General features: G+C 72.7%; 22 protein-coding genes. 13 read left to right on the top strand and 9 right to left on the bottom strand.

Annotated features, from left to right (window positions below; translation table 11 throughout):
- Position 1: 1 nt before the first annotated feature.
- A complete protein-coding gene (locus O7627_RS34335) occupies positions 2–457 on the bottom strand; it encodes a YbhB/YbcL family Raf kinase inhibitor-like protein (protein ID WP_278097589.1) in 456 nt (151 codons plus the stop codon).
- Positions 458–559: 102 nt separating this feature from the next.
- On the opposite strand from O7627_RS34335, the gene O7627_RS34330 reads away from it, so the two are divergent.
- Genes O7627_RS34330 through O7627_RS34310 form a run of 5 tightly spaced genes read left to right on the top strand, consistent with a single transcriptional unit; the run spans position 560 to position 6,045 of the window.
- Positions 560–1,648, top strand: a complete 1,089-nt coding sequence (locus tag O7627_RS34330) for a VOC family protein (protein WP_278097588.1) — start codon at positions 560–562, stop codon at positions 1,646–1,648.
- An 8-nt stretch (positions 1,649–1,656) separates the two neighbouring features.
- Positions 1,657–2,010: an antibiotic biosynthesis monooxygenase family protein gene (locus tag O7627_RS34325; protein ID WP_278097587.1), complete on the top strand. Its 354-nt coding sequence runs from the start codon at positions 1,657–1,659 to the stop codon at positions 2,008–2,010.
- The gene (locus tag O7627_RS34320; RefSeq protein WP_278097586.1) at positions 2,007–3,332 is read left to right on the top strand and encodes an aromatic ring-hydroxylating dioxygenase subunit alpha; all 1,326 of its coding nucleotides are present in this window, start codon (positions 2,007–2,009) and stop codon (positions 3,330–3,332) included. The genes O7627_RS34325 and O7627_RS34320 overlap by 4 nt, the downstream gene beginning before the upstream one ends.
- The gene (locus tag O7627_RS34315; RefSeq protein WP_278097585.1) at positions 3,329–3,877 is read left to right on the top strand and encodes a 3-phenylpropionate/cinnamic acid dioxygenase subunit beta; all 549 of its coding nucleotides are present in this window, start codon (positions 3,329–3,331) and stop codon (positions 3,875–3,877) included. Before O7627_RS34320 ends, O7627_RS34315 begins: the two co-directional genes overlap by 4 nt.
- Positions 3,877–6,045 (top strand): acetate--CoA ligase family protein, encoded by a 2,169-nt coding sequence (locus O7627_RS34310; RefSeq protein WP_278097584.1) that lies wholly within the window; start codon positions 3,877–3,879, stop codon positions 6,043–6,045. The genes O7627_RS34315 and O7627_RS34310 overlap by 1 nt, the downstream gene beginning before the upstream one ends.
- Before the next feature lie 132 nt (positions 6,046–6,177).
- On the opposite strand, the gene O7627_RS34305 is transcribed toward O7627_RS34310, so the two are convergent.
- The 3 genes from O7627_RS34305 to O7627_RS34295 form a co-directional block, all read right to left on the bottom strand.
- Positions 6,178–6,957, bottom strand: coding sequence for an IclR family transcriptional regulator (locus O7627_RS34305; protein WP_278097583.1), 780 nt, complete (start codon positions 6,955–6,957; stop codon positions 6,178–6,180).
- Between the two features lie 20 nt (positions 6,958–6,977).
- Positions 6,978–7,316 (bottom strand): bifunctional 3-phenylpropionate/cinnamic acid dioxygenase ferredoxin subunit, encoded by a 339-nt coding sequence (locus O7627_RS34300; protein WP_278097582.1) that lies wholly within the window; start codon positions 7,314–7,316, stop codon positions 6,978–6,980.
- A gap of 99 nt (positions 7,317–7,415) precedes the next feature.
- Positions 7,416–8,828 carry an FAD-dependent oxidoreductase gene (locus O7627_RS34295; protein ID WP_278097581.1) on the bottom strand — a complete coding sequence of 471 codons (1,413 nt, stop codon included), beginning with the start codon at positions 8,826–8,828 and terminating at the stop codon, positions 7,416–7,418.
- Positions 8,829–8,997: 169 nt separating this feature from the next.
- Between O7627_RS34295 and O7627_RS34290 the strand changes: the two genes are divergently transcribed.
- Genes O7627_RS34290 through O7627_RS34280 form a run of 3 tightly spaced genes read left to right on the top strand, consistent with a single transcriptional unit; the run spans position 8,998 to position 11,665 of the window.
- Entirely contained in the window at positions 8,998–9,726 is a 729-nt protein-coding gene (locus O7627_RS34290; protein WP_278097580.1) for an SDR family NAD(P)-dependent oxidoreductase, read from the top strand.
- A 4-nt stretch (positions 9,727–9,730) separates the two neighbouring features.
- On the top strand, positions 9,731–10,279 hold the full coding sequence (locus tag O7627_RS34285) for a DUF4286 family protein (RefSeq protein ID WP_278097579.1): 549 nt from the start codon (positions 9,731–9,733) through the stop codon (positions 10,277–10,279).
- Positions 10,280–10,294: 15 nt separating this feature from the next.
- On the top strand, positions 10,295–11,665 hold the full coding sequence (locus O7627_RS34280) for an MmgE/PrpD family protein (RefSeq protein WP_278097578.1): 1,371 nt from the start codon (positions 10,295–10,297) through the stop codon (positions 11,663–11,665).
- Here the strand turns inward: O7627_RS34280 and O7627_RS34275 are convergent.
- A complete protein-coding gene (locus O7627_RS34275; RefSeq protein WP_278097577.1) occupies positions 11,637–13,073 on the bottom strand; it encodes an aldehyde dehydrogenase family protein in 1,437 nt (478 codons plus the stop codon). The two genes, O7627_RS34280 and O7627_RS34275, sit on opposite strands and share 29 nt — an antisense overlap.
- A gap of 1 nt (position 13,074) precedes the next feature.
- Positions 13,075–13,866, bottom strand: coding sequence for an enoyl-CoA hydratase-related protein (locus O7627_RS34270; RefSeq protein WP_278097576.1), 792 nt, complete (start codon positions 13,864–13,866; stop codon positions 13,075–13,077).
- Positions 13,867–14,013: 147 nt separating this feature from the next.
- On the opposite strand from O7627_RS34270, the gene O7627_RS34265 reads away from it, so the two are divergent.
- Positions 14,014–14,808 (top strand): enoyl-CoA hydratase-related protein, encoded by a 795-nt coding sequence (locus O7627_RS34265; RefSeq protein ID WP_278097575.1) that lies wholly within the window; start codon positions 14,014–14,016, stop codon positions 14,806–14,808.
- A 3-nt stretch (positions 14,809–14,811) separates the two neighbouring features.
- Positions 14,812–17,049 (top strand): CoA transferase, encoded by a 2,238-nt coding sequence (locus tag O7627_RS34260; protein ID WP_278097574.1) that lies wholly within the window; start codon positions 14,812–14,814, stop codon positions 17,047–17,049.
- 85 nt (positions 17,050–17,134) lie between these two features.
- On the opposite strand, the gene O7627_RS34255 is transcribed toward O7627_RS34260, so the two are convergent.
- The 3 genes from O7627_RS34255 to O7627_RS34245 are packed head-to-tail and all read right to left on the bottom strand — an operon-like array spanning position 17,135 to position 19,130.
- Positions 17,135–18,301: a thiolase family protein gene (locus tag O7627_RS34255; protein ID WP_278097573.1), complete on the bottom strand. Its 1,167-nt coding sequence runs from the start codon at positions 18,299–18,301 to the stop codon at positions 17,135–17,137.
- On the bottom strand, positions 18,298–18,690 hold the full coding sequence (locus O7627_RS34250) for a MaoC/PaaZ C-terminal domain-containing protein (protein WP_278097572.1): 393 nt from the start codon (positions 18,688–18,690) through the stop codon (positions 18,298–18,300). Before O7627_RS34250 ends, O7627_RS34255 begins: the two co-directional genes overlap by 4 nt.
- Complete coding sequence (locus tag O7627_RS34245) at positions 18,687–19,130, bottom strand: MaoC family dehydratase N-terminal domain-containing protein (RefSeq protein ID WP_278097571.1); 444 nt, start codon at positions 19,128–19,130, stop codon at positions 18,687–18,689. The genes O7627_RS34250 and O7627_RS34245 overlap by 4 nt, the downstream gene beginning before the upstream one ends.
- A 191-nt stretch (positions 19,131–19,321) precedes the next feature.
- Here O7627_RS34245 and O7627_RS34240 point away from each other — a divergent pair, with 191 nt between their 5' ends.
- Genes O7627_RS34240 through O7627_RS34230 form a run of 3 tightly spaced genes read left to right on the top strand, consistent with a single transcriptional unit; the run spans position 19,322 to position 21,887 of the window.
- Positions 19,322–20,200 carry a 3-hydroxyacyl-CoA dehydrogenase family protein gene (locus tag O7627_RS34240; protein WP_278097570.1) on the top strand — a complete coding sequence of 293 codons (879 nt, stop codon included), beginning with the start codon at positions 19,322–19,324 and terminating at the stop codon, positions 20,198–20,200.
- A 41-nt stretch (positions 20,201–20,241) separates the two neighbouring features.
- On the top strand, positions 20,242–21,105 hold the full coding sequence (locus O7627_RS34235; protein WP_278097569.1) for a 3-hydroxyacyl-CoA dehydrogenase family protein: 864 nt from the start codon (positions 20,242–20,244) through the stop codon (positions 21,103–21,105).
- On the top strand, positions 21,102–21,887 hold the full coding sequence (locus tag O7627_RS34230; RefSeq protein ID WP_278097568.1) for an enoyl-CoA hydratase-related protein: 786 nt from the start codon (positions 21,102–21,104) through the stop codon (positions 21,885–21,887). The genes O7627_RS34235 and O7627_RS34230 overlap by 4 nt, the downstream gene beginning before the upstream one ends.
- Positions 21,888–21,896 lie beyond the last annotated feature (9 nt).

Here is a 21,896-nt window from a genome sequence, read left to right as displayed (position 1 = left end):
CTCAGCGCTCGTAGACGCCGACGAGCCGGTTCTGTTCGAGGATCGCGTCCGCGTACCCGGCGAGGAACTCGTCCCGGGTCGGCGTGCCGTCGACCGGCCGGCTCAGCGCGTACACCCAGAAGTAGTAGTGGTGCGCGCCGTGACCGGCGGGCGGTCGGGGACCGCCGTAGCGGTGGTCGCCCCAACTGTTCGGGCCGGGCCGGAAGCGGCTGTCCGGGTCCTCGCCGAGGTCGCCGCCGTCGCTCGGGATGCCGTAGAGGGTCCAGTGCGTCCAGCCGCCGGGCAGCGGCGCGTCGGGGTCGTGGCAGATGAGGGCCAGCTCCACCGTGCCGGCCGGCGCGCCGCTGACGGCGAGCCGCGGCGCGATGTTGTCCCGGTCGGACGCATTGCGGTCGGCGAGCCGCCCGCCGTGGTCGAAATCGGTACTCGTCAGGCTGAGGTCTGCGATGTTCGGCATGTCGGAGAGCCTCGCGTGGCCCGGGCGCCGACCGGCGGACGGTGTTCCACCGTGCTGACCGCGATGTGGAGACGCCCGGCTGGCCGCACCCATGATGAGGCCATGGCCAACCTCGACAACCGGCTGCGTCCGGCCCGGCTGGAGCGGCTCACCGTGGTGGTCGACGACATCGAGGAGTCGATGACCAACTACGGGCTGATCCTCGGCGTGGACCAGTGGGACCTGTTCGAGGACGACTCGCGCATCGGGGAACTCACCGTGCAGGGCATGCCCAGTACGGCGTCGTGGCGGTCGGCCGTCGGCAGCTGCCCGTCCGGTCAGGTCACCTTCGAGCTCGTGCAGCCGACCTCCGGGCTCAGCCTGCCGCAACTGTTCCGGGCCCGGCACCGGACCGGCATCATGCAGCTCAACTTCGCCGTCGACACCCCGGCCGAGCTGGCGCGGGTGGCCGCCTTCTTCGCGGAGCGGTCGGCGCCGGTCGCCCAGCGTTACGTCCGCGACGGGGCCTGGGAGTGCGTCACCTTCGACACCACCGCGCTGCTCGGATACCTGGTCCACTACCAGGCGCCGCTGCGCGCCGACGCCCCGGCGCCCGGGCCGGACCGGCACTGCGACGTCAGCCAGACCTACAGCCGACCCGGCGCGATGACCGCGCTCGACATACCGCGCCTGCACCACATCGGGGTGGTGGTACGCGACGTGCTGGGCACGGTGGCGCGGCACGCCTCGGTCTTCGACGTGGACCGGTGGAACTTCATCAACTGGCGGCGGGAGCACGGCCGGCTGGAGACGCCGTTCTACCGGGGCCGGCCCGTCGACCACGAGTACCTGACCGGTCGCGCGTTCGACTTCCAGGGCTTCGGCTTCGAGGTGATTCAGCCGACCTACGGACCCAGCCACTACCGGGACGACTACCTCGACGTGGTCGGCGAGGGGATCCACCACCTCCTGATCGCGTTCCCGAGCGGCGAGGACCGCTGGGCCGAGACCATCGAGTGGCTGGAGTCGGTGAACGTGCCGCTGGTGATGGGCTCCGAGATGCGCGGCGGGTCGGGCCGCTTCTACTACCTCGACAGCCGGGAGATGCTCGGCGGCTGGGTCATCGAGGCGAGCTTCCCCCGGGCCGGCCGGCCGGTGGTCGGCCCGATCAACGACTTTTCCATCGACTACCGCGCGCACCGGGCGGAGTAGGGGACGACATGGCGGTCCGAGTGGTCAGCAACGTCACGATCGAGCCCGAGGCGGTCGACGAGTACCTCGCCTACTGGCGGCAGCGGTCCGGGGAATGCCGAGCCGAGCCGGGTGCGCTGCAGTACCAGGTCTTCCGCAGCATCGAGGAGCCGAACGAGTTCGCCCTGCTGGAGCTCTGGTCGGACCAGGAGACCTACGACGCGCACTGGGCGGCGCAGCGGGCGATCCCGGACCGGCCGACCTTCCCACGGGCGCCGCGATCGCAGGGCCGCGACGGCATCGAGTTCTACGAACAGCGCTACTACCGGCTGGTCGACGGCCGGTGGGTGCCAGCCGACGAGCAAGGAGATGGTGAGCGGTGAGCAAGGTGGACGCCACGTCCCTTGTGGACGTGGAACGCGGAGTCATCAGCCCGGTCATCTACCAGGACCAGGACATCTACGAGGCCGAACTGCAGTACGTCTTCGGGCGGTGCTGGTTGTTCCTGGCTCATGAGGCGATGCTGCCCAAGGCCGGCGACTTCATCCAGACCTACATGGGCGAGGACCCGGTGCTCGTGGTCCGGCAGCGGGACGGCTCGGTGCGCGCCTTCCTGAACCAGTGCCGGCACCGCAGCATGCGGATCTGCCGGGCCGACCTCGGCAACACCAAGGTCTTCACCTGCACCTACCACGGCTGGTCGTACAACACCGCCGGTGACCTGGTCTCGGTGCCGCACGAGGAGGACGCCTACTTCAACGAGATCGACAAGTCCCAGTGGGGACCGGCGAAGGTGCGGCTCGCCAACTACAAGGGCTTCATCTTCGGCACCTGGGACGAGAACGCGCCCGACTTCGAGACCTACCTGGGTGACATGGCCTGGTACTTCGACGCGTTCTGCGACCGGTGGGAGGACGGCGCGGAGGTCATCGGCGGCACCCACAAGTGGCTCATCGACTGCAACTGGAAGTTCGCGGCCGAGCAGTTCGCCTCCGACTCCTACCACGCGGAGATCAGCCACGCGTCGGCCTACATGGCCTACGTCGCCCCCGGGGAAGGACTGAGCCTCACCGAACTGGTGGAGAACCGGAAGAAGGCCGGCTACCAGTTCACCGCCCCGCAGGGGCACGGCACCGGCTTCCGCACCTCGGTGCAGCCCAAGCGGGTCGGCCCGGTGGTGCAGGAGTGGGAGGAGCAGGTGCTGCCGGGCATCGTCGACCGGCTCGGCGAGGCCCGCGCGCTCTACATGCCCGGCCACGCCACGATCTTCCCGAGCCTGGCCTACCTCTCCAACGGAACCTTCCGGGTCTGGCATCCGCGCGGACCGAACCAGATCGAGGTCTGGGCCTGGGGCCTGGTGCAGAAGTCGGCGCCGGAGAAGGTGAAGGACGAACGCCGGGTCGAGATCCTGCGTACCTTCTCCCCGGGCGGCCTGTTCGAGCAGGACGACGGCGAGAACTGGAACGAGATCCAGAAGGTGCTGCGCGGCTGGCGGGCCCGGCAACACCCGCTGAACGTGCAGATGGGTCTCGGACACAGCAGCTTCGACACCAACGGCTTCCCGGGCCGCAGCGCCTACGTGTTCGCCGAGGAGGCGGCCCGGACCTTCTACAAGCGATGGTCCGAGCTGGTCTCCGGCTACAGCTGGGAGAAGCTCGCCGAACTCGACGAGGCACACCGCGCGGCCGGGAGGGCGGAGGCATGACCGCCGCCCCCCGGGTCTCCAGCCGCAGCAACGTCGACCCGCACACCCACTACGAGATCGAGCAGTTCCTCTTCGACGAGGCCGACCTGCTCGACACCTGGCAGTTCGACGAGTGGCTCACCCTGATCGCGCCGGACATCCACTACTGGATGCCGACCCGCACCAACCGACTGCACCGGCAGCGGCACCTGGAGACCGGCGGGCTGCAGGACGCGGCCTACCTCGACGAGACCTACGAACATCTGGAACAACGGGTACGCCGGCTGCGTACCGGGATGGCCTGGGCCGAGGACCCGCCGTCGCGGACCCGGCACCTGGTCTCCAACGTGCGGGTCCGGTCCACCGAGGTGGACGGCACGTACGAGCTGGACTGCGGCTTCTTCATCTACCGGACCCGCCTGGAGCGGGAGATGGACATGTTCGTCGGCCGCCGCACCGACCTGGTCCGGCGGGCGGCGAACGCGTACGGCTTCGAAATCGCCCGCCGCACGATCCTGCTCGACCAGGCCACCCTGCTGGCCAAGAACCTGTCGATCTTCTTCTGATGGGTGCCGACGCGGGAATCGCGCTGGTCGGCGCCTCGGAAACCATGCCGTGGACCTACTGGTTGATCCGCAACCTGGCCGACCACGGCCACCCCGGGCCGGTCTGGCCGGTCAACCCGCGCCAGCCGGCGGTGCACGGGCTGCCCGCCCTCGGCGGGATCGACGAGCTGCCGGGGGTGCCGGCGGCGGCAGTCTGCCTGCTGCGGCCCGACCGGGCGGAGGCCGCCGTCGACCAGCTCTGCGCGCTGGGCACCCCGACGATCGTGCTGGTGTCGAACGGGTTCCGGGAAACCGGCGACCCGGACGCGACGGCCCGGGAGGCGCGCATCGCGGCCCGCTGCCGGGCGGCCGGCGTACGGCTGATCGGCCCCAACTGCGTGGGCTACGGGCACTTCGGCGACCGGTTGGTGCTCGTCGCCGAGCCGTTGCCGGCCGGGCTGGGGATCGGGCCGGTCTCGGTCGCCAGCCAGTCGGGGGCGTTGCTGTCGGGCGTGCTCGGTGCCGTGGCGGCCGGCGGGGTCGGCCTCTCCCGGGCGTACTCGATCGGCAACGGGGCCGCCTTCGGGCTCACCGAGGCCGTCGAGGAGTTCGCCGCCGACGACGGGGCCAGCGTGCTGGTGCTGGTGCTGGAGGCGATTGCCGACCCGGACCGGTTCGCCGCGGCGGTGGCCCACTGCCGGGCCGGCGGGAAGTCCGTCGTCGCGCTGCGGCTGGCCCGGTCGGCCCGGTCGGCCGCCGTCGCCCGGTCGCACACCGGCGCGGTGGTCGGCACCGACCGGCTGGCCGCCGCCTGGCTGGACCGGCTCGGGGTGGTACCGGCCGACTCGATCGAAGAGCTGACCGTGCTGGTTCGGCTGCTGACCACCCGTACCGGCGCGGGAGACGGGGTGTTCGTGCTGACCGGCAGCGGCGGCGCGGCCGGCTACGCGGCGGACCTCGCCGCCCGGCACGGGGTGGCGCTGGCCGACCTGGCGCCCGCCACCGCGGCGGCGCTGCGGGAGGTGCTGCCGCCGGGCGTCTTCATCGGCAACCCGCTGGACCTGACCGGCGCCGACGCCCGCCGCAAGGAGCGGGTCCGCGAGCTGATCTACACCGACCCGGCGGTGGGCGCGGTGCTCGAACCGTACGCGCTGCCGTGGCCGGACGATTCCGCCGACCGGCACTGGTTCCGCGACGGACTGACCGGGTTGGCGGCGGCGTCCACCCGGCACGGCCGGCCGACGCTCACCGCAAGCGTCTACGGCGAGCAGCCGACCCGATGGGTGGCGGAGTTGGCCGGCGGCGCACCGCTGGTGGTCGGGCCGAGCCTGGTGGCCGCGATGGCCGCGGCCGGCAAGATCTTCCCGGCGACCCGCGCAGCCGGCTCGACCGACTTGACCGGGCCGGCCGAGCCCGACCCGGCTGGGCCGGCGGCGGCCGATGAGCCGGCGGCGGCCGATGAGCCGGTGGCGGCCGGTGGGCCGGTGGCGGCCGGTGGGCCGGTGGCGGCCGGTGGGCCGGTGGCGGCCGGTGGGCCGGTGGCGGCCGATGGGGTGGTGGCCGAGGCGGAGGCGCGTGAGGTGCTGGCCGGGCTGGGGCTGCCGCTGGTGTCCGGTGTGGTCGTCGACGACCCGGGCGACGCCGGCGGGTACGCGGCCGGCCTGCGCGGACCGGTCGCGGTGAAGGCCGCGGTGGCCGGGCTGGCGCACAAGGGCCGGGTGGGCGGGGTACGGCTGGACCTGACCACGCCGGCGGAGGTGACGGCGGCCTGTGAGCGGATGCGGGCGGATCTGACCGCCGCCGGGGTCGCCGGCCCGGTCCGGTTCCTGGTACAGCGGATGGTGCGCGGGCCCGAGGTGCTGGTCGGGCTGGTCCGGGACCCGACGGCCGGCCCGGCGGTGACGATCGGGGTCGGGGGCTGGGCGGTGGAGCTGGTGCCCCCGCTGGCGACGCTGGCCCTGCCGAGTCCCTTCCCGGACGCCGAGGCGGCAATCGCCGATCTGATCGGAAGCTGCGGCCTGGGCCGGGCGATCGGCGCGGACCGGACCGCCGAACTGGTGCCGCTCGTGGCCGAGCTGGCCCGGCACTTCGTCGACGGGGAACTGCGGGACTACGCCACCGTCGAGATCAATCCGGTGGTGCTCACGCCGGACGGCCCCCAGGCGGTGGACGCCCTCCTGATCCGGTGACCGCCCCCGCTCGTTCGTTGCCGCCGGCTGCGCCGACGCCGGTTCCCGGCTCGTGCGCGTCGGTTTCCGGCTCGTGCGCGTCGGTTTCCGGCTCGTGCGGGCCGGTTTCGGCTCAGTCGCGCCGGTTTCGGCTCAGTCGTCGACCAGCAGGGAGCCGGCGATCGCCTCGGCGACCCGGCGCAGCCGGGGCACGTGCTGCTGCGGTAGCCCTCGGCGCACGTCGAGCGAGAGCGAGATCGCCCCGACCACGCGTCGCTCACGCAGGATCGGCACCGCCGCGCAGACCAGTCCGACCTTCGTCTCCTGCTGGTCCAGCGCGAAGCCGACCCGCCTGATCTGAGCCAACTCGCCGGCGAGCACGGCGCCGGAGGTGATCGTCCGGGTGGTGCGGGCCCGTAGGCCGCCGGCCACCACGGAGTCGAACAGGTCGGGGCCGGAGTGCGCGAGCATCGCCTTGCCGAGCGCGGTGCTGTGGATCGGTAGGCAGCCGCCGACCGTGGCCGGGCTGTCGATGGTCTCGCGGGAGGCGAGCTTCTCCACGTAGAGCACCTGCGCCTGGTGCAGCACGGCGAGATTCACCATCGCGTGGGTCTCCACGTACAGGTGCTGCATGTGGGGCAGCGCCTGGTCGCGGAGCCGGTGCGGCCGGCAGATCGAGACCGCGTTGCCGATCCGGAACAGCTGGGTACCGGGCAGCCAGCGGTCACCGATCCGCCGCACCAGGCCGTGCGACTCCAGCACGATCAGCAGCCGGTGGGCGGTCGATTTCGCCACGCAGGCCCGCCGGGCGATCTCGCTGACCCCGAGCGAGGTGGTGGAGGAGCCGAGAAAGGCATCGAGCATGGAGAGTGCCTTGCCGACGCTCGTCGAGGTGTCGGCCGAACGGCGGGGTGGTTCGAGGGCGGTCAGCACGGCAAGGTCTCCCAACCGGTTCAGGTCGACCGGCTGGCGACATCGACCTGCACGGTGTCGTCGACAGTCCGGGTTCGGTAGGTGCCCAGCGGTACCGTCGCCGGGAAGGAGAGCACCGAGCCGGTGCGGATGCAGAACTTCGCGAAGTGATAGGCGCACTCGATGACGTCGCCGTCGACATATCCGTCGGCGAGCGACGACACCTCGTGGGTGCAGGTGTCGTCGGTCGCGTAGAAGCTGCCGTCGACGTTGTAGACCGCGATCGGCGGCGTGGTCGGTACCTGTATCACCTCGCCGGGGGGCAGCTCGTCCACGCTGCAGGCGGTCACCCACGATTCCTCATCCACTGGCCGGTCCATCTCCCCACTCTGCGACGAGCCGGCTGGCCAGGGCAGAGCCGTGGTCCGTCCATCGGCACGGTCGGCCGGGGCGCGGGTAGGCGGGCGTCCCGGGTCGGTTCAGCCCGCGCAGCCGAGACCGGCCACCCGTCCCGTGGTCAACGCGGTCGCCAGCCCGCCGAGATAGCCGCCGCGGCTGATGTCACCGACATCGGCGCCGGCCGCGAGGAGCCCGCCGATCGGCACCTGCCGGATGTCGGCGAGCTCGGTCACCGACTGGGCGATCGGCGAGCTGGACGCCGCCCGGCGCAGCACCCGGAGCTCGTCGTCGACGAGCAGGCCGCCCAGCGTCATCGTGATCGAGGCCTTGACCGCCACCGCGTAGAACGGTGGTTGCCGCAGCGGGAAGCGGAACCGGGACCGCCCCGGGCTGCCGGGCGCGGCGGGCTGGCCCGCGCAGAGCCGGTCGTACTCGGCGAGGGTCTGCCGGGTCGCCGCCGCCGGCACGCCGACCGCCGCGAGCGCGTCGGTGAGCGCGGCGATCGAGTCGGCGACCAGGACGGATCCGCCGTACGACCGGGCCCGGTCCAGCACCACCCCGGTGACCGCCTTGCCCGGGGTGCGGGCCAGCCCCGCGATGCCCTGGTCGAGCAGGTAGAAGCCGCGACCCTCCGGGCGGCGCGCCAGCCGCTGGCAGAGCTGCTCCTCGCCGGTGCCCGCCGACTCGTCGGTGAACCGGCGACCGGTCAGATCGAGCGCCACCGCGCCCTGCCCGTACCCCTGGGTGACCTCGCCGAAGTCCCGGGGGCGGAACCGGCCGGGCGGAGCGATCATGGCATGGCCGTAGAAGGTGTCCATGCCGCCGGAGACGGCCGCCCCGGCCGCCGTCGCCGCCAGCAGGCCGTCCCCGGTGCTCCAGCCGTGGGTACGCAGGTAGAGGTGGGCGGCCGGCGCCACGTAGCGGTCGAGCAGTTCGGGGTTGCCCTGGAAACCGCCGGTGGCCAGGACCACCACGTCGGCGTCCAGGTCGAACAGCTCACCGGCGGCGGTGGCGACCCGGGCGCCGACCACTCGACCCTTCGCGGTACGCAGCGAGTCGAGCCCGCACTCCAGGCGGAGGGTGCCGCCCAGCTCGTCCAGCCGGCGCCGGAGGGCGTCGACCGCCTGGGAAGGTTCGACCTGCTGCCCGAGGCCCTCGATGCCCGGCTCGCCGGTGACCGCGCTCCAGCCGCCGTGGGCCAGCTCCGGGCTCGCCGCCGGGGTGGTGAATCGAACCCCCAACCCGGCGAGCCAGGACCGGTCGGCGGCCAGCCGCTCGACGACGAGCTGCTGCAGCAGCGGGTTGCCCTCCGGCGCGGCGGCCTGCGCCGCGTCGAGGTCGGCGACGCTCCAGATCAGCCCGCCGGAGAGCAGCAACGCGCCACCGACCACCGCCGACTTCTCGAAGACGGTGACCTCCGCGCCCGCCTCGGCGGCGGTGACCGCCGCGGTCAGGCCGGCGAGGCCGGCACCGAACACCGCCACTCTTCGCATGGTTTCCAGTCCTACCGCCACCGGATCGGGCCCGGACCCCGTGGTTCCGGTGCGCAGAACGGACGCGTGCCCGGGCCCGGGCCGGGTGTTACTCAGTAGGCAGTCGATCCGACGCAGTGACAGTCGATCCGACGCAGTGGCAGTCGATCAAACGGAGTGAGGTGGGGTCATGGAGCGGGTAGCGGTGGTGACCGGCGGCGGTTCGGGCATCGGTCTGGCGACCTGCCGGCGGCTGGCGGCGAGCGGGTGCCGGGTGGCGGTGCTGGACATCGACGCCGACCTGGCCGGGAAGGCGGCCGCGGAGCTGCCCGGCGCGCTCGGCCTCGCCTGCGATGTCACCGACCGCGCGGCCATCGCCGAGGTGGCGGCCCGGATCGGCACCGACCTCGGGGCGCCGGCGGTGGTGGTGGCGAACCAGGGCGGCACCCCCGACAAGAGGTTCCTCGACATGACGCCCGAGGAGCAGCACCGGGTGATCGACCTGAACTTCGTCGCCAGCCTCGACATCACCCGGGCGCTGCTGCCCGAGATGGTGGCGGCCGGGACCGGCCGGGTGGTCTACGTCAGCTCGGACGCGGCCCGGGCGGGCGTACCGGGGCAGGCCGTCTACGCGGGCGCCAAGGCCGCGCTGATCGGCTTCGCGAAGTCGCTCTCGGTCGAGATGGCCCGCTACGGGATCACCGTCAACGTGGTCTGCCCGGGCAGCACCGAGACCAACCAGATGCGGTCGATGATCTCCGAGGACGGCATCCAGAAGCGACTGAAGATGCACCCGATGCGCCGGTTCGCCGACCCCGACGAGGTGGCGAGCGCGATCGGATACTTCGCCAGCCCGGACGCGAGGTTCGTGACCGGCCAGGTGATAAGCGTCAACGGTGGCATGCTGCGGGCCGGGTGAGCCGGTGGTAGCGGTCATCGAGGTCGCCGCCGCGCCGGAGCTGGTCTGCGCCGAGTGGGAGGCCGCGTGCGGGTCGGCGCCGGGTGGTTGGGCGGCCGTCGACCAGACCCACACCACCCTGCGGCTCGACCCGTCCGACGCGGTGGCACCGATCGGTACGCCGGTCGAGCGTTATCTGGTGGCGGAGATCGACGTCGGCGCCGCCCCGGTGACCGACGCCCCGTTTCTCTACCTCGTCCGGATGGACGTCGAGCCGGCCGCCGAGGACGAGTTCAACGACTGGTACACCAACGATCACGTGGCCAACCTGTCCCGCGTGCCGGGGGTGCGCAGTGCCCGCCGCTACCGGGCGACCAACGCCTCGGCGGACGTGCGCGCCTACCTGGCGGTGTACTACCTGGACTGTCCGAGTGTGCGGCAGACCGCCGTCTGGCAGCGCGCCTCACACACCGACTGGTCGATAAGCATCCGGGCCCATCACCGACGCAAGCTGGCCACCATGTTCGTCCCGACCGGACCCGGGTTCGCCCACGGCGGCCGCCGGGCGACCTGACCCGGAGACCACCTGATGCACGAGACGAAGACCCTCGCCGAGTTCGCCCACGCGGTACGCGACACCGACATCCCCGAGGCGACCCGGGCGCACGCCCGCGGCCTGATCCTCGACCAGCTCGGCTGCCAGCTCGGCTCCGCCCACCTGCCCTGGTCGCGGCAGGTCCGGGCGACGACCCTGGCGTTGGGCAGTGTCGGGCCGTCGACCGTGCTGGCCGACGGTGACCGGCTGCGGCCCGACGACGCGGCGTTCGTCAACAGCGCGTTCGGCGCGGCGAACGAGATCGACGACGCCCACCCCGGCGTCCGGGTCCATCCCGGCGCCGTGGTGGTGCCGGCCGTGCTCGCCACCGCCCAGGCGGCCGGGGTGACCCGGGGCGCCGACGTGGTGACCGCGACCGTCGTCGGCTACGAGGTCCTGCTCCGGGTGGCCTGGGCCGGCTTTCCGCTGCTGATGCAGCGGCACCACCACACCCCGGTATCGGCCGGGCCGTTCGGGTCGGCCGCCGGTGTCGCCCGGATGCTCGGGCTGACGGCCGAGCAGACCCGACACGCGTTGGCGATCGCGGGCAGTCACAGCGGCGGGCAGATGGAGTACACCGAGTCGGGTGGCTCGGTGAAGCGGATCCACACGGCGATCGGCGCGGTGGCCGGGGTGCGGTCCGCGTACTTCGCCCAGCACGGACTCACCGGGCCGCTGGCCGTACTCGAAGGGCGTCGGGGTTTCCTGGAAGCCTTCGCGGACCGTGCCCACGTCGACCGGCTCGTCTCCGACCTCGGCGCCAGCTTCATGATCGACGGGGCCGGCCCGAAGGGCTACTTCGCCGAGTACCGCATCCACGCCCCGCTGCAGGCGCTGGAGGAGCTGATGGCCGAGCAGGGCTTCGGCTTCGCCGACATCGCCGGCATGCGGGTCGGGGTCAGCTCGGTGACCGTGGAGGCGGTCGGCACCATCGTGGTGCCCGACGACGCCCTCGGCGCGCAGTTCAGCATGCGGTTCGCGCTCGCCGTCGCGGCCCGGCACGGGGCCGACCGGCTAAGGGCGGTCGGCCCGGCGGAGCTGCACGACCCCGAACTCGCCGCGCTCGCCGGGCGGATCGAGCTGTACGTGCACCCCGAGGTCGAGCAGCGCCGGTGGACCAGCTTCGGCGGGGTGCTGACCGTGCGGACCGCCGACGGCCGGGAACACACCCGCGAGGTCCGGGAAGCCCTGGGTACGCCGGGCAACCGGATGAGCGACGAGCGGCTGGCGGCCAAGTTCCGATCCCTGGTCGAGCCGGTGCTCGGGGTCGACCGCTGCGCCGACCTGCTCGACGCGTTGTGGCATCTGGAGGAGGCCGACCTGGACCGGGACGTGTTCAGCCGGGTGACAGCACCACGGACGTGACGTCCTGGTAGAAGTCGAGCGCCTCCGGGCCGTGGTCCTTGCCGTAGCCGCTCTGCTTGACCCCGCCGAACGGCAGCTCGTCGTAGACCCGGGTCCGGCTGTTCACCCAGACGTAGCCGCTGTGCAGACTGCGGGCCGCGTGCAGGGCGGCGTTGAGGTCCCGGGTCCAGACCGAGCTGGCGATGCCGTACCGGGAGGCGTTCGCCAGTGCGATCGCCTCGTCGAGATCGGCGACCGGCCAGACCGGCAGCACCGGCCCGAAGGTGTCCTCGGTGGCGACCGGCGCGTCGTGGCCGGCGTCGACCACGATGGTGGGCTGCATGAACCAGCCGGCGTCGAACGGCTCGCCGGTGGGCACCTCGCCGCCGGCCACCACCCGCGCGCCACCGGCGAGGGTGCCGGCGAGCTGGTCGAGGAGGCGGGCACGGACCCGCTCGCCGTGCATCGGCCCGACCGTGACCCCGGGCCGGTCGCCGGGTCCGACGACCAGCTTGCGGGTCTTCTCGACCAGCCGGGCCACCACCTCGTCGTAGACGGACTCGTGGGCGTAGACCCGCTTGACCGCCAGGCACGCCTGGCCGCAGTTGAAGAACCGGCCCCAGCTCGCCGCGCTGACCGCCGCCGCGATGTCGGCGTCGGCGTCGACGATGAGCGGATCGGAGCCGCCCAGCTCGGCGGTGACCCGGGCCAGCCGGCCGGCCGCGGCGGCCATCACCCGCTCGCCGTTGGGATTGGAACCGGTGAACGCGATCTTCGCGACGTCGGGGTGGTCGACCAGGGCGGCGCCGGTGCTCTCGCCGAAGCCGGTGACGACGTTGAACACCCCGTCCGGCAGGCCGGCCGCGTGCATCAGCTGGGCGATCCGCAGGGTCGTCAGCGGGGTCGACTCGTCGGGCTTGGCGACCACCGTGTTGCCGGTGACCAGCGCCGGCCCGAGCTTCTTGCCGAGCAGCGTGACCGGGTAGTTCCACCGGACGAGGATGCCGACGACGCCGAGCGGGCGGGTGAGCACGATACCGGTGCTCTCCTCGTCCAGGTCCGCCACCGACCTGCCCGGCAGGTTGCGCCCGAGCCCGGCGTAGTGCTTCAAACTCTTCACGAACCGCGCCAGCTCCATCGTGGACTCGTGCAGCGGTTTGCCGTGTTCGGCGGTGAGCAGCGGAGCCAGCTCGGGGATCTGCGCCTCGACCGCGTTCGCGGCCTCGTACAGGAGGTCGCCGCGGCGGGCGCCCGGCACCCGCCGCCAGGCCGCGAACGCCGCGCCGGCGGCGGCGACCGCCCGGTCGACGAGGTCGGCTCCGCCGTCCGGCACCGCGTCCACGATCCGGCCGTTCGCCGGATTCCGTACCTCGATCGGCTCTCCGCCACCGGTGGGGACCGCCCGGCCCCCGACGAAAACGTCGGCCACCTCAGGCCCGCCGGAACTTCCGGTAGTCCGGCGGACGCTTCTCCAGGAACGCGTTGACGCCCTCCAGGTTCTCCTCGTCGCCGTACGTCATGGCCAGCATCTCGCTGCCGGCGATGTAGGTGTTGTACTCCGCGTCCGAGCCGTGGTTCATGAAGATCTTCGCGATCCGGAGGCTGCGCGGACTCTTGTCGAGCAGGACCTGGCACCAGCGGTCCACCTCCGCGTAGAGCTCGTCGTGCGGGACGGCCTTGTTGGCCAGCCCCATGGTGACCGCCTCCTCGGCCGTGTACTGCTGGCACATGAAGACGATCTCGCGGGCCTTCTTCTCGCCGACGATGCGCGGCAGCACCTGCAGCGCGCCGAAGATCGGTACGCTGCCGACCTTCGGGCCGACCTGGCCGAACTTCGCCCGGTCGGAGGCGACGGTCAGGTCGCACATGATGTTCAGCTCGTTCCCGGCGCCGATGCACCACCCGTTCACGGCGGCGATCGTCGGCTTGCCGCTGTTGCGCATCACCGCGCCCATCTCCATCACGATCCGCAGTTGCTCGCGCCCCTCGTGCACCGTCCGGGACGCCTGCGTCTTGACGTCACCGCCGGAGCAGAACGCCTTGTCGCCCGCGCCGGTCAGCACCATCACCCCGATCGACGGATCACCCGTGGCGATCCGGAACGCGTCCCGCAGGTCCGCGTAGGTCTGGCGCCGGAGCGCGTTCAGCACCTGTGGACGGTTGATCGTGATCCAGCCGACGCCGTCGCGGCCCTCGTAGGTCACGTCCTCGAACTCAGCCATCCCAGCCCCTTGAAAGTCCCTGCCGGCACCGCGTTGCACCGGTCGTACCGTCAGGCAAACACGCCCTGCCCGGTGCCGTCAGGAAAGCTGTCCGTAGGCCGGAACGATCGCTGTCCCGGCCGGTTCGCGGCGGCGAAGAATCCCGGCATGGACTACCCCGACATCACGTTCGACATCCACGGGCCGGTCGCCACGATCGCGTTCAACCGGCCGGACCGGATGAATTCCTTCAGCCCCGACCTGCTCGACAGCGCGATGCGCGCGGTCGACGTGGTGCGCCGGGACCCGGATCTGCGGGTGCTCGTGCTCACCGGCACCGGGCGGGCGTTCTGCGCGGGTGCCGACACCAAGCGGATCCACGAGGAGCGCGCGAGCGGCCAGCGGGACTCGCTCGGCTTCGCCCAGGTGCAGATGGCACAGAACCTCCTGCTGGCCCTGCACCGGCTGCCGAAGCCGGTGCTGGGCGCGATCAACGGGGTGGCCGCCGGCGCCGGCTTCGAGTTGAGTCTCGCCTGCGACCTGCGCATCGCGGCGGAATCGGCGTTCTTCAAGGAGGCGGCGATGGGGGTGGGCCTGGTGCCGGGTGACGGGTCGGCCTGGTTCCTGCCCCGCCTGGTGGGGCTGGCCCGCGCGTTCGAGCTGTTCTTCCTGGAGGAGCGGATCCCGGCCGACCGGGCACTGTCGATGGGGCTGGTGAACCGGGTGGTGCCGGACGAGGAGTTCCCCGCCGCCGTGGAGGAGCTCGCCCGTACCCTCGCCTCGAAGCCGCCGATCGCGCTCGCCCTGACCAAACAGGCGGTCGTCAACGGGTTGTCCTGTTCGCTGCCGGAGACCCTCGTCGAGCTACGCGACTCGGTGGTGACCACGTTGGCCACGGCCGACTACGTCACCGGGTCCAACGCGGTACGGGACCGCAAGGCCCCGGCGTTCGAAGGGCGGTGAGCCGTGACGGCGGCGAGCCTTCTCTCCGGACTGCGGGTGGTCGAGCTGGCGGTCGCGCCGAGCCGGTCGATGTCGTTGGCGGGCAAGCTCTTCGCCGACCTCGGCGCCGCCGTGACCCGGATCGGAGCGGTCGAACCGCCGCCGGGCGAGGACGCGGGCACCGCGCCGCAGCGTGAGGAGCGGTATCTCGACGCGATGCTGACGCGCGGGAAAGAGCTGCTGTCCGCCGGACTCGACGACCCGCGGGCGCGGGACGCCGTCGCCGCGGCCGACATCGTGCTGGCCCCGCCGCGCGGCGTCGACCACGACGCCGTCGCCGAGCTCAACCCGCTTGCCGTGTACGGCGTGGTGGACCCGTTCGGCGACGGCTCCACCACCCGGGCCAGCGACTTCGTGTTGCAGGCGGTGGGCGGGATGGTGAGCACGACCGGTCAGCCGGGGGAGCCGCCGACCCGGGTGGGTGTCCGGGTCGGTGACCATCTGGGTGCCCTCTACCTCGGCCTGGGCTGCCTCGCCGGGCTGGCGCACCGGGGCCGGACCGGCCGTGGCCGCCGGATCACGGTGTCGCTCACCGACGCCCTGGTCTCCTCGCTCAACAACTTCGTCGCCGAGTACGCCGGCCGGCACCGGCTGCCGCCGACCCTGGGTAACCGGCACCTCGCGTCCAGCCCGTGGAACCTGTACCCGGCGTCGGACGGGTTCGTCGTCATCTGCCTGATCACCGACCGGCAGTGGGACCAGCTGGCCACCGTGATGGGGCACCCCGACCTGGCCGGCAACCCCGACTATCACGGCCAGCAGAACCGCCGGCCCCGGGCCGACGAACTCGACGCGCTGGTGACGGCCTGGACGCGGACCCGGACCGTCGCCGAGATCCTGGCCGAGCTGAGCGCACGGGGGGTGCCCTGCGGCGACATTCCCACCGTCGACGAGGTGCTCGCCGACCCGGCGCACGTCATGCGCGGCTTCCTGCGGCGGGACGCCGACGGCACGCTCGACACCGGCCCACTGGTCCGGATCGCCGCGACGATCGCCGGCGAGGCCGGGTCGGCGCCGCCGCCCCCGGTCGCGACCGGGGACGGTGGACGTCCGCTGGAAGGGCTGCGCATCGTGGAGATCGGGGTGGCCGCGGCCGGCCCGGTCGGGGGACGCATCCTCGCCAACCTCGGCGCGGACGTGGTGAAGATCGAGCCGGCGAAGGGCGAGATCGGGCGGCGGGTGCCGCCCGTGGTGGGCACCACCTCGGCGGTGTTCCACCTCAACAACGCCGACAAGCGCAGCGTCTGCGTCGACCTCGCGCGGGGGCCGGGCGTCCAGATCACCCGCCGCATCATCAGTCGATCGGACGTGGTGGTGGAGAACCTCGCCCCCGGCACCCTGGCGTCCTGGGGGGTGACGTTCGCCGACCTCGGTGCGGCCAATCCCGGACTGATCTGGACCTCGGTGAGCGGATTCGGCCAGACCGCCGACGGGCGGCGGCTGCGCGCGTACGACACGGTCGTACAGGCCGCCTCGGGGTTGATGTCGATGACCGGCTTCCCGGCGGGGATTCCCACCAAGGCCGGGATCTCGCTGTCGGACTTCTTCGGCGGGGTCTCCGGTGCGTTCGCGACGCTGGTGGCGCTCACCGCCCGCGACCTCGACCGGCGGGCCGGCCGGCCGCCGGTCTCCCGCCACCTGGACGTGTCCATGTACGACACCACCGTCTGGACCACCATGACCGCGTGGCCGCAGGTCCTGCTGCACGGTGAGCGCCCGGCCCGGACCGGCAACGACGACCGCCACGAGCTGTGGCAGGGCCTGCTCACCTGCACCGACGGCACGGTCGCGGTGACCCTGCACGACGCCGCCGACGAGCGGGCCGCGCGGGCCGTGACCGGCGGCGAGTCGCTGCCGGAGTGGGCCGCCGGCCGCGGCGTCGCGGCGACGGTCGAGGCGCTGCGCTGCGCGGGGCTGGCCGCCGGAGAGGTACGCAGTGTGGCCGACCTGATGGCCGACGACGGGTTGCGGGCGCGGGCGATGCTGTCCCGCTCGGCGCACCCGTTCGACGGCGAGGTGGCGGTGATGGGTACGCCGATCACCTTCTCGGACCTGCCGCCGAGGGTGCCCGCTCCGGCCCCGGTGCTCGGCGCGCACACCGCCGCGGTGCTGCGCGAGGTCGGCTACGACGAGCAGGAGTTGGCCGCCCTGCTGGCCGACCCGACGGTGATCCAGGCCGACCTCGGAACAGCTCGGGAGTGATCGCGGCCGCGATGTGCCGCGCGGTCGGTTCGCGGTGGGGCCGCCGGGTCGGGTCGCGGTGGGGCCGCCGGGTCGGGTCGCGGGGTCAGAGTCGCTCGATGATCGTGGCGTTCGCCAGGCCGCCGCCCTCGCACATCGTCAGCAGGCCGTACCGGCCGGCGATCTGCTCCAGCCGGCCCAGCAGCGCGGCGGTCAGCCGTAGCCCGGAGGCGCCGAGCGGGTGTCCCAGCGCGATCGCGCCGCCGCGCGGGTTGAGCCGGTCCGGGTCGGCGCCCAGCTCCTGGGACCAGGCCAGCGGCACCGACGCGAACGCCTCGTTCACCTCGTAGCCATCGAGGTCGTCGATGCCCAACCCGGCCCGGTCGAGCACCTTGCGGGTGGCGGGGATCGGCGCGGTCAACATCAGCAGCGGGTCGGCGCCGGCCACCGCGAACGCGTGGAACCGGGCCCGGGGGCGCAGGCCGAGCCGGTCGGCCAACTGTTCCGACATCACCAGCGCGGCCGAGGCGCCGTCGGTCAGCGGCGACGAGTTGCCGGCGGTGATCCGCCAGTCCAGGTCGGGGAAGCGGGCAACCGACTCCGGGGTGCGGAAGGCCGGCCGGAGCCCGGCGAGCGCCGCCGCGGTCGTGTCGGGCCGGATCGTCTCGTCGGCCGCGCATCCGTCGATCGGCACCAGCTCGTCGGTGAAGAGCCCGGCCGCCGCGGCGGCGGCGGCCCGCTGGTGGGACCGGGCGGCGAAGTCGTCGAGCGCCGCGCGGGACAGCTGCCACCGGTCGGCGATCAGCTCGGCCGAGATGCCCTGGTTGACCAGCCCGTCGGGATAGCGGGCATGGAACCGCGGTCCGAACGGGTCCTGGCCGCCGGCGGCGGCGCCCAACGGAATCCGACTCATCGACTCGACCCCGGCCGCGACCACCACGTCGTACGCGCCGGCCAGCACGCCCTGGGCGGCGAAGTGCAGCGCCTGTTGGCTGGAGCCGCACTGGCGGTCCACTGTGGTCGCCGGCACCGACTCGGGGAACCCGGCGGCCAGCACGGCCTGCCGGGCGACATTGCCGGACTGCTCGCCGAACTGCCCGACACATCCGGTGATCACGTCGTCGATCCGGTCCGGGTCGAGACGGGTGCGGTCCACCAGCGCGGCCAGCACGGTCGCCAGCAGGTCGACCGGGTGCACCGGGTGCAGCGCACCGCCCGGCTTGCCCCGGCCCGACGGGGTGCGGACGACGTCGACGAGCACCGCGGTGGTCATGCCAGCCTCGCCCGGGCTCGTCCGGTCAGCACCACGCGCCCGTCGGCGGCCGAGGTCGACAGGCTGACCGTGCACCACCGGCCGGGCTCCACCTCGTCCACCTCGGCGCGCACGGTGAGCGTGTCGCCCGGCCAGACCGGGCCGACGAACCGGGCGCCGAACTCCAGCAGCCGGTCGTCGCCGAACCAGTCGGTGAGCGCCCGGCCGGTCAGCCCCATGGTGAGCATGCCGTGTGCCATCACCGTCGGCTGCCCGGCGACCTGGGTCGCGAACACCTCGTCGGTGTGCAGCGGGTTGAAGTCGCCCGACGCGCCCGCGTACTGGACGATCTGGGTGCGGGTGAGGTCGTCGACGACCACGGCCTCGTACGTGCTGCCGACGGTGATCACTTCTCGATCACCACCGAGACGGTGCGGGCGGTGACGACGGGTTCGCCGTCGGCGTCGAGGAACCGGGTGATCGTCTCGGTGAACGTCATCAGGGCGCCGGCCCGGTTGCGGCGCTGCCAGTCCCGGCCGGGTGCCACCTCCGCGGAGAGCACGTCGCCGGCCCGGACCGGCCGGTGGTACTCGTAGTGCTGTTCGGCGTGCAGCCGGGGCGGCCCGTCCGCCGCCGGTGCCCCGGCGGGTTCCCGTCCGGACCCCCGCCACGGCTGTCCCGGCCGCGGTCGCGGCGCCTCGGGGTCGAAGTGACTCAGCGCGCGGGTGAAGGTCGGCGGTGCGATCCGCGGCCCGGCCGCGGAGTCGCCGGCGGCCGGGTCGGGGTGGCCCAGCGACCGCGCGAACATCATGATGTGGCCCGCCTCGACGGGGAACCGGATGGCGCCCACGTACCCTCCCGTCCGTCGTGAATCTGCTGGTCGAAGACCATTCGACCCTGGCCGGTCGGTCCGATTGCGGCGCTCGTCCCGCAGACCGGAACGAGCGTCCCCGGCCACTGGAAGCCGGTCCAATACTCGACGGCACCCCCGTACTCGACGGCACCCCCGTACTCGACGGCACCCCGGACCCAGGGAGAGGCATGGCGGACTTCGCAGGACCGGTCGGCGTGGTCGGCGCCGGCACCATGGGCACCGGCATCGCCATCACGGCCGTCCGGGCCGGCATTCCGACGGTGCTCACCGACGTCTCCGAGACGCAGTTGCGGGCCGGTGCCGACTCGGTCGCGGCGTTCCTGAACAAGAGCGTGGCCCGGGGCAAACTCACGGCCCAGGATCGCGCCGCGGCGCTCGACCGGCTGACCACCGCGCCGACCTTCGACGGGCTCGCCGACTGCGCGGTGGTGATCGAGGCGATCGCCGAGGACGTGGCGGCGAAGCAGGAGCTGTTCGCGACGCTCGGCAAGACCGTCGGTGACGAGGTCCTGCTCGTCACGAACACCTCGACGCTGTCGGTGACCGCGATCGCGGCCGGGGCGGCCCGGCCGGAGAACGTGGTCGGCATGCACTTCTGCAACCCGGCGCCGTTGATGCCGCTGGTCGAGGTGGTGGACGGCATGCGTACCTCGGCCGAGACGCACGCCGCCGCGCTGCGGCTGACCGCCGCCCTCGGCAAGACTGCGGTGGTCATCAAGGACACCCCGGGTTTCATCGTCAACCGCCTGCTGATTCCGTTCGAGAACGACTGCATCCGGGCGCTCGAACGGGGTGTGGCGACGGTGGCGGACATCGACCGGGCGGTGCGCTTCGGCCTCGGCTACCCGATGGGTCCGTTCACCCTGCTCGACACCGTCGGGCTGGATCTGCACCGGGCGGTCTCGCTGAGCCTCTACCACCAGCTGCGCGACCCGCGGTTCGCGCCGCCGCCGCTGGTGGACCGGATGATCGCCGCCGGTCGGCTGGGCCGCAAGACCGGCCACGGGTTCTACGAGTACGAGTCCGCTGGCCTGTTCGGCACGTGAGACACCGACATTCGGGGCTTCGGAACGCGGAAGGAGTGGGCATGGCACGGAATTTCACCCGGGTGGGCGTGATCGGGTTCGGCACCATGGGTTCGGGCATCGCCCAGGTGGCCGCCGCCGCCGGACACCAGGTGGTGGTCCTGGAGATCTCCGCTGACGCGATCGAGACCGGGCGGCGCCGGTTGGCGGCGTTCGTGGCCGGCGGCGTCGCGCGCGGCAAGACCGACCAGGCGACCGCCGACGCGCTGCTGGCCCGGGTGACCGGCGCCACCGACGCCGCCGCGCTCGCCGACTGCGACCTGGTCATCGAGTCGTCCACCGAGGACCTGGCCGGCAAGCGGGCGGTCCTGTCCACGGTGGCCGCGGCGGTCCGCCCCGAGACGGTGATCACCACCAACACCTCGTCGTTGTCGGTCACCGGCCTCGCCGCGGCGGTCGGCGATCCGGGGCGCTTCGCCGGCCTGCACTTCTTCAACCCGGCGCCGCTGATGCCGTTGGTGGAGGTGGTCCCCGGGGCCTCCACCAGCCCCGACGTCGTGACCGACCTGGTGGCCTGGGTCCGGGCCGCGGGCAAGGAGCCGGTAGTCGCCAAGGACCAGCCCGGATTCCTGGTCAACTCGGTGTTCATGCCCTACCTCAACCAGGCCATCCAGGCGTACGACGACGGGTTGGCCAGCGCGGCGGACCTGGACACCGCGGTGCGGTTGGGCCTCGGTTACCCCAAAGGGCCGCTGGAGCTGCTCGATGTGATCGGGCTCGACGTCCACCTGCACGCGACAAGCGGCGCCTACGCCGACACGGCCGACCCGGCGTACGCGCCGCCGCCGTTGCTGCGTCGCCTGGTGGCGGCCGGCCGGCTCGGCAGGAAGTCGGGCGCCGGGATCGTCCCGGAGGAGGACCGGTGACCGAGCGACGCTACGAGGACATCCTGGTCGAACGCGACGACGGGATCGTCTGGCTGACCATCAACCGTCCCGAGCAGGCCAATCAGTTCCGGTTCGAGACCGCGCGGGAGCTGGCTGACGCCCTGCGGTGGTTCCGCGACACCGCCGACGACCGGGTCGCGGTCATCACCGGCGCCGGGGACCGGTTCTTCTGCATCGGCGGCGAGAAGCCGAAGGTCACCGGCTTCGACCAGTCGACGGTGATGCCGATCGTCGACGTGTACGAGCTGATCGACGCGGTACCCAAGCCGGTCATCGCGATGGTCAACGGGTACGCGGTCGGCGGCGGCCACGTGCTGCACGTGGTGAGCGATTTGACGATCGCCTCCGACCGGGCGGTGTTCCGCCAGGTCGGCCCGAGCATGGGCAGCTTCGACGCCGGCTACGGCACCTGGCTGCTGGAGGACGCGATCGGTCGCAAGCGGGCCAAGGAGATGTGGTACCTCAACGAGAAGTACGACGCCGCCGAGGCGCTGGCGATGGGGCTGGTCAACGAGGTGGTGCCGCACGAGCGGCTGCGGGAGCGCACCCGCGAGGTCGCGGTCGCGTTGACCCGCCGCGGCCCGCAGGCGCTCGCCGGTCTCAAGGCGGCGTTCTCGGCCCGCAACACCGGCGTCGTCGGCCAGGCCCGGATCGCCCACGACCAGCTGCTGCGCCACTACCTGGTCACCGAGGAGTCGGCCGAGATGGCCCGCTCGTTCCGGGCGAAGGAGACCCCCGACCCGAACCGGCTGAACCGGTAGCCGGGCGAT

Source organism: Solwaraspora sp. WMMD1047, assembly GCF_029626155.1.
GTDB lineage: Bacteria > Actinomycetota > Actinomycetes > Mycobacteriales > Micromonosporaceae > WMMD1047.
Note: the sequence above shows the minus strand (reverse complement) of the source record. Positions and strands in the feature narration are given on the sequence as shown.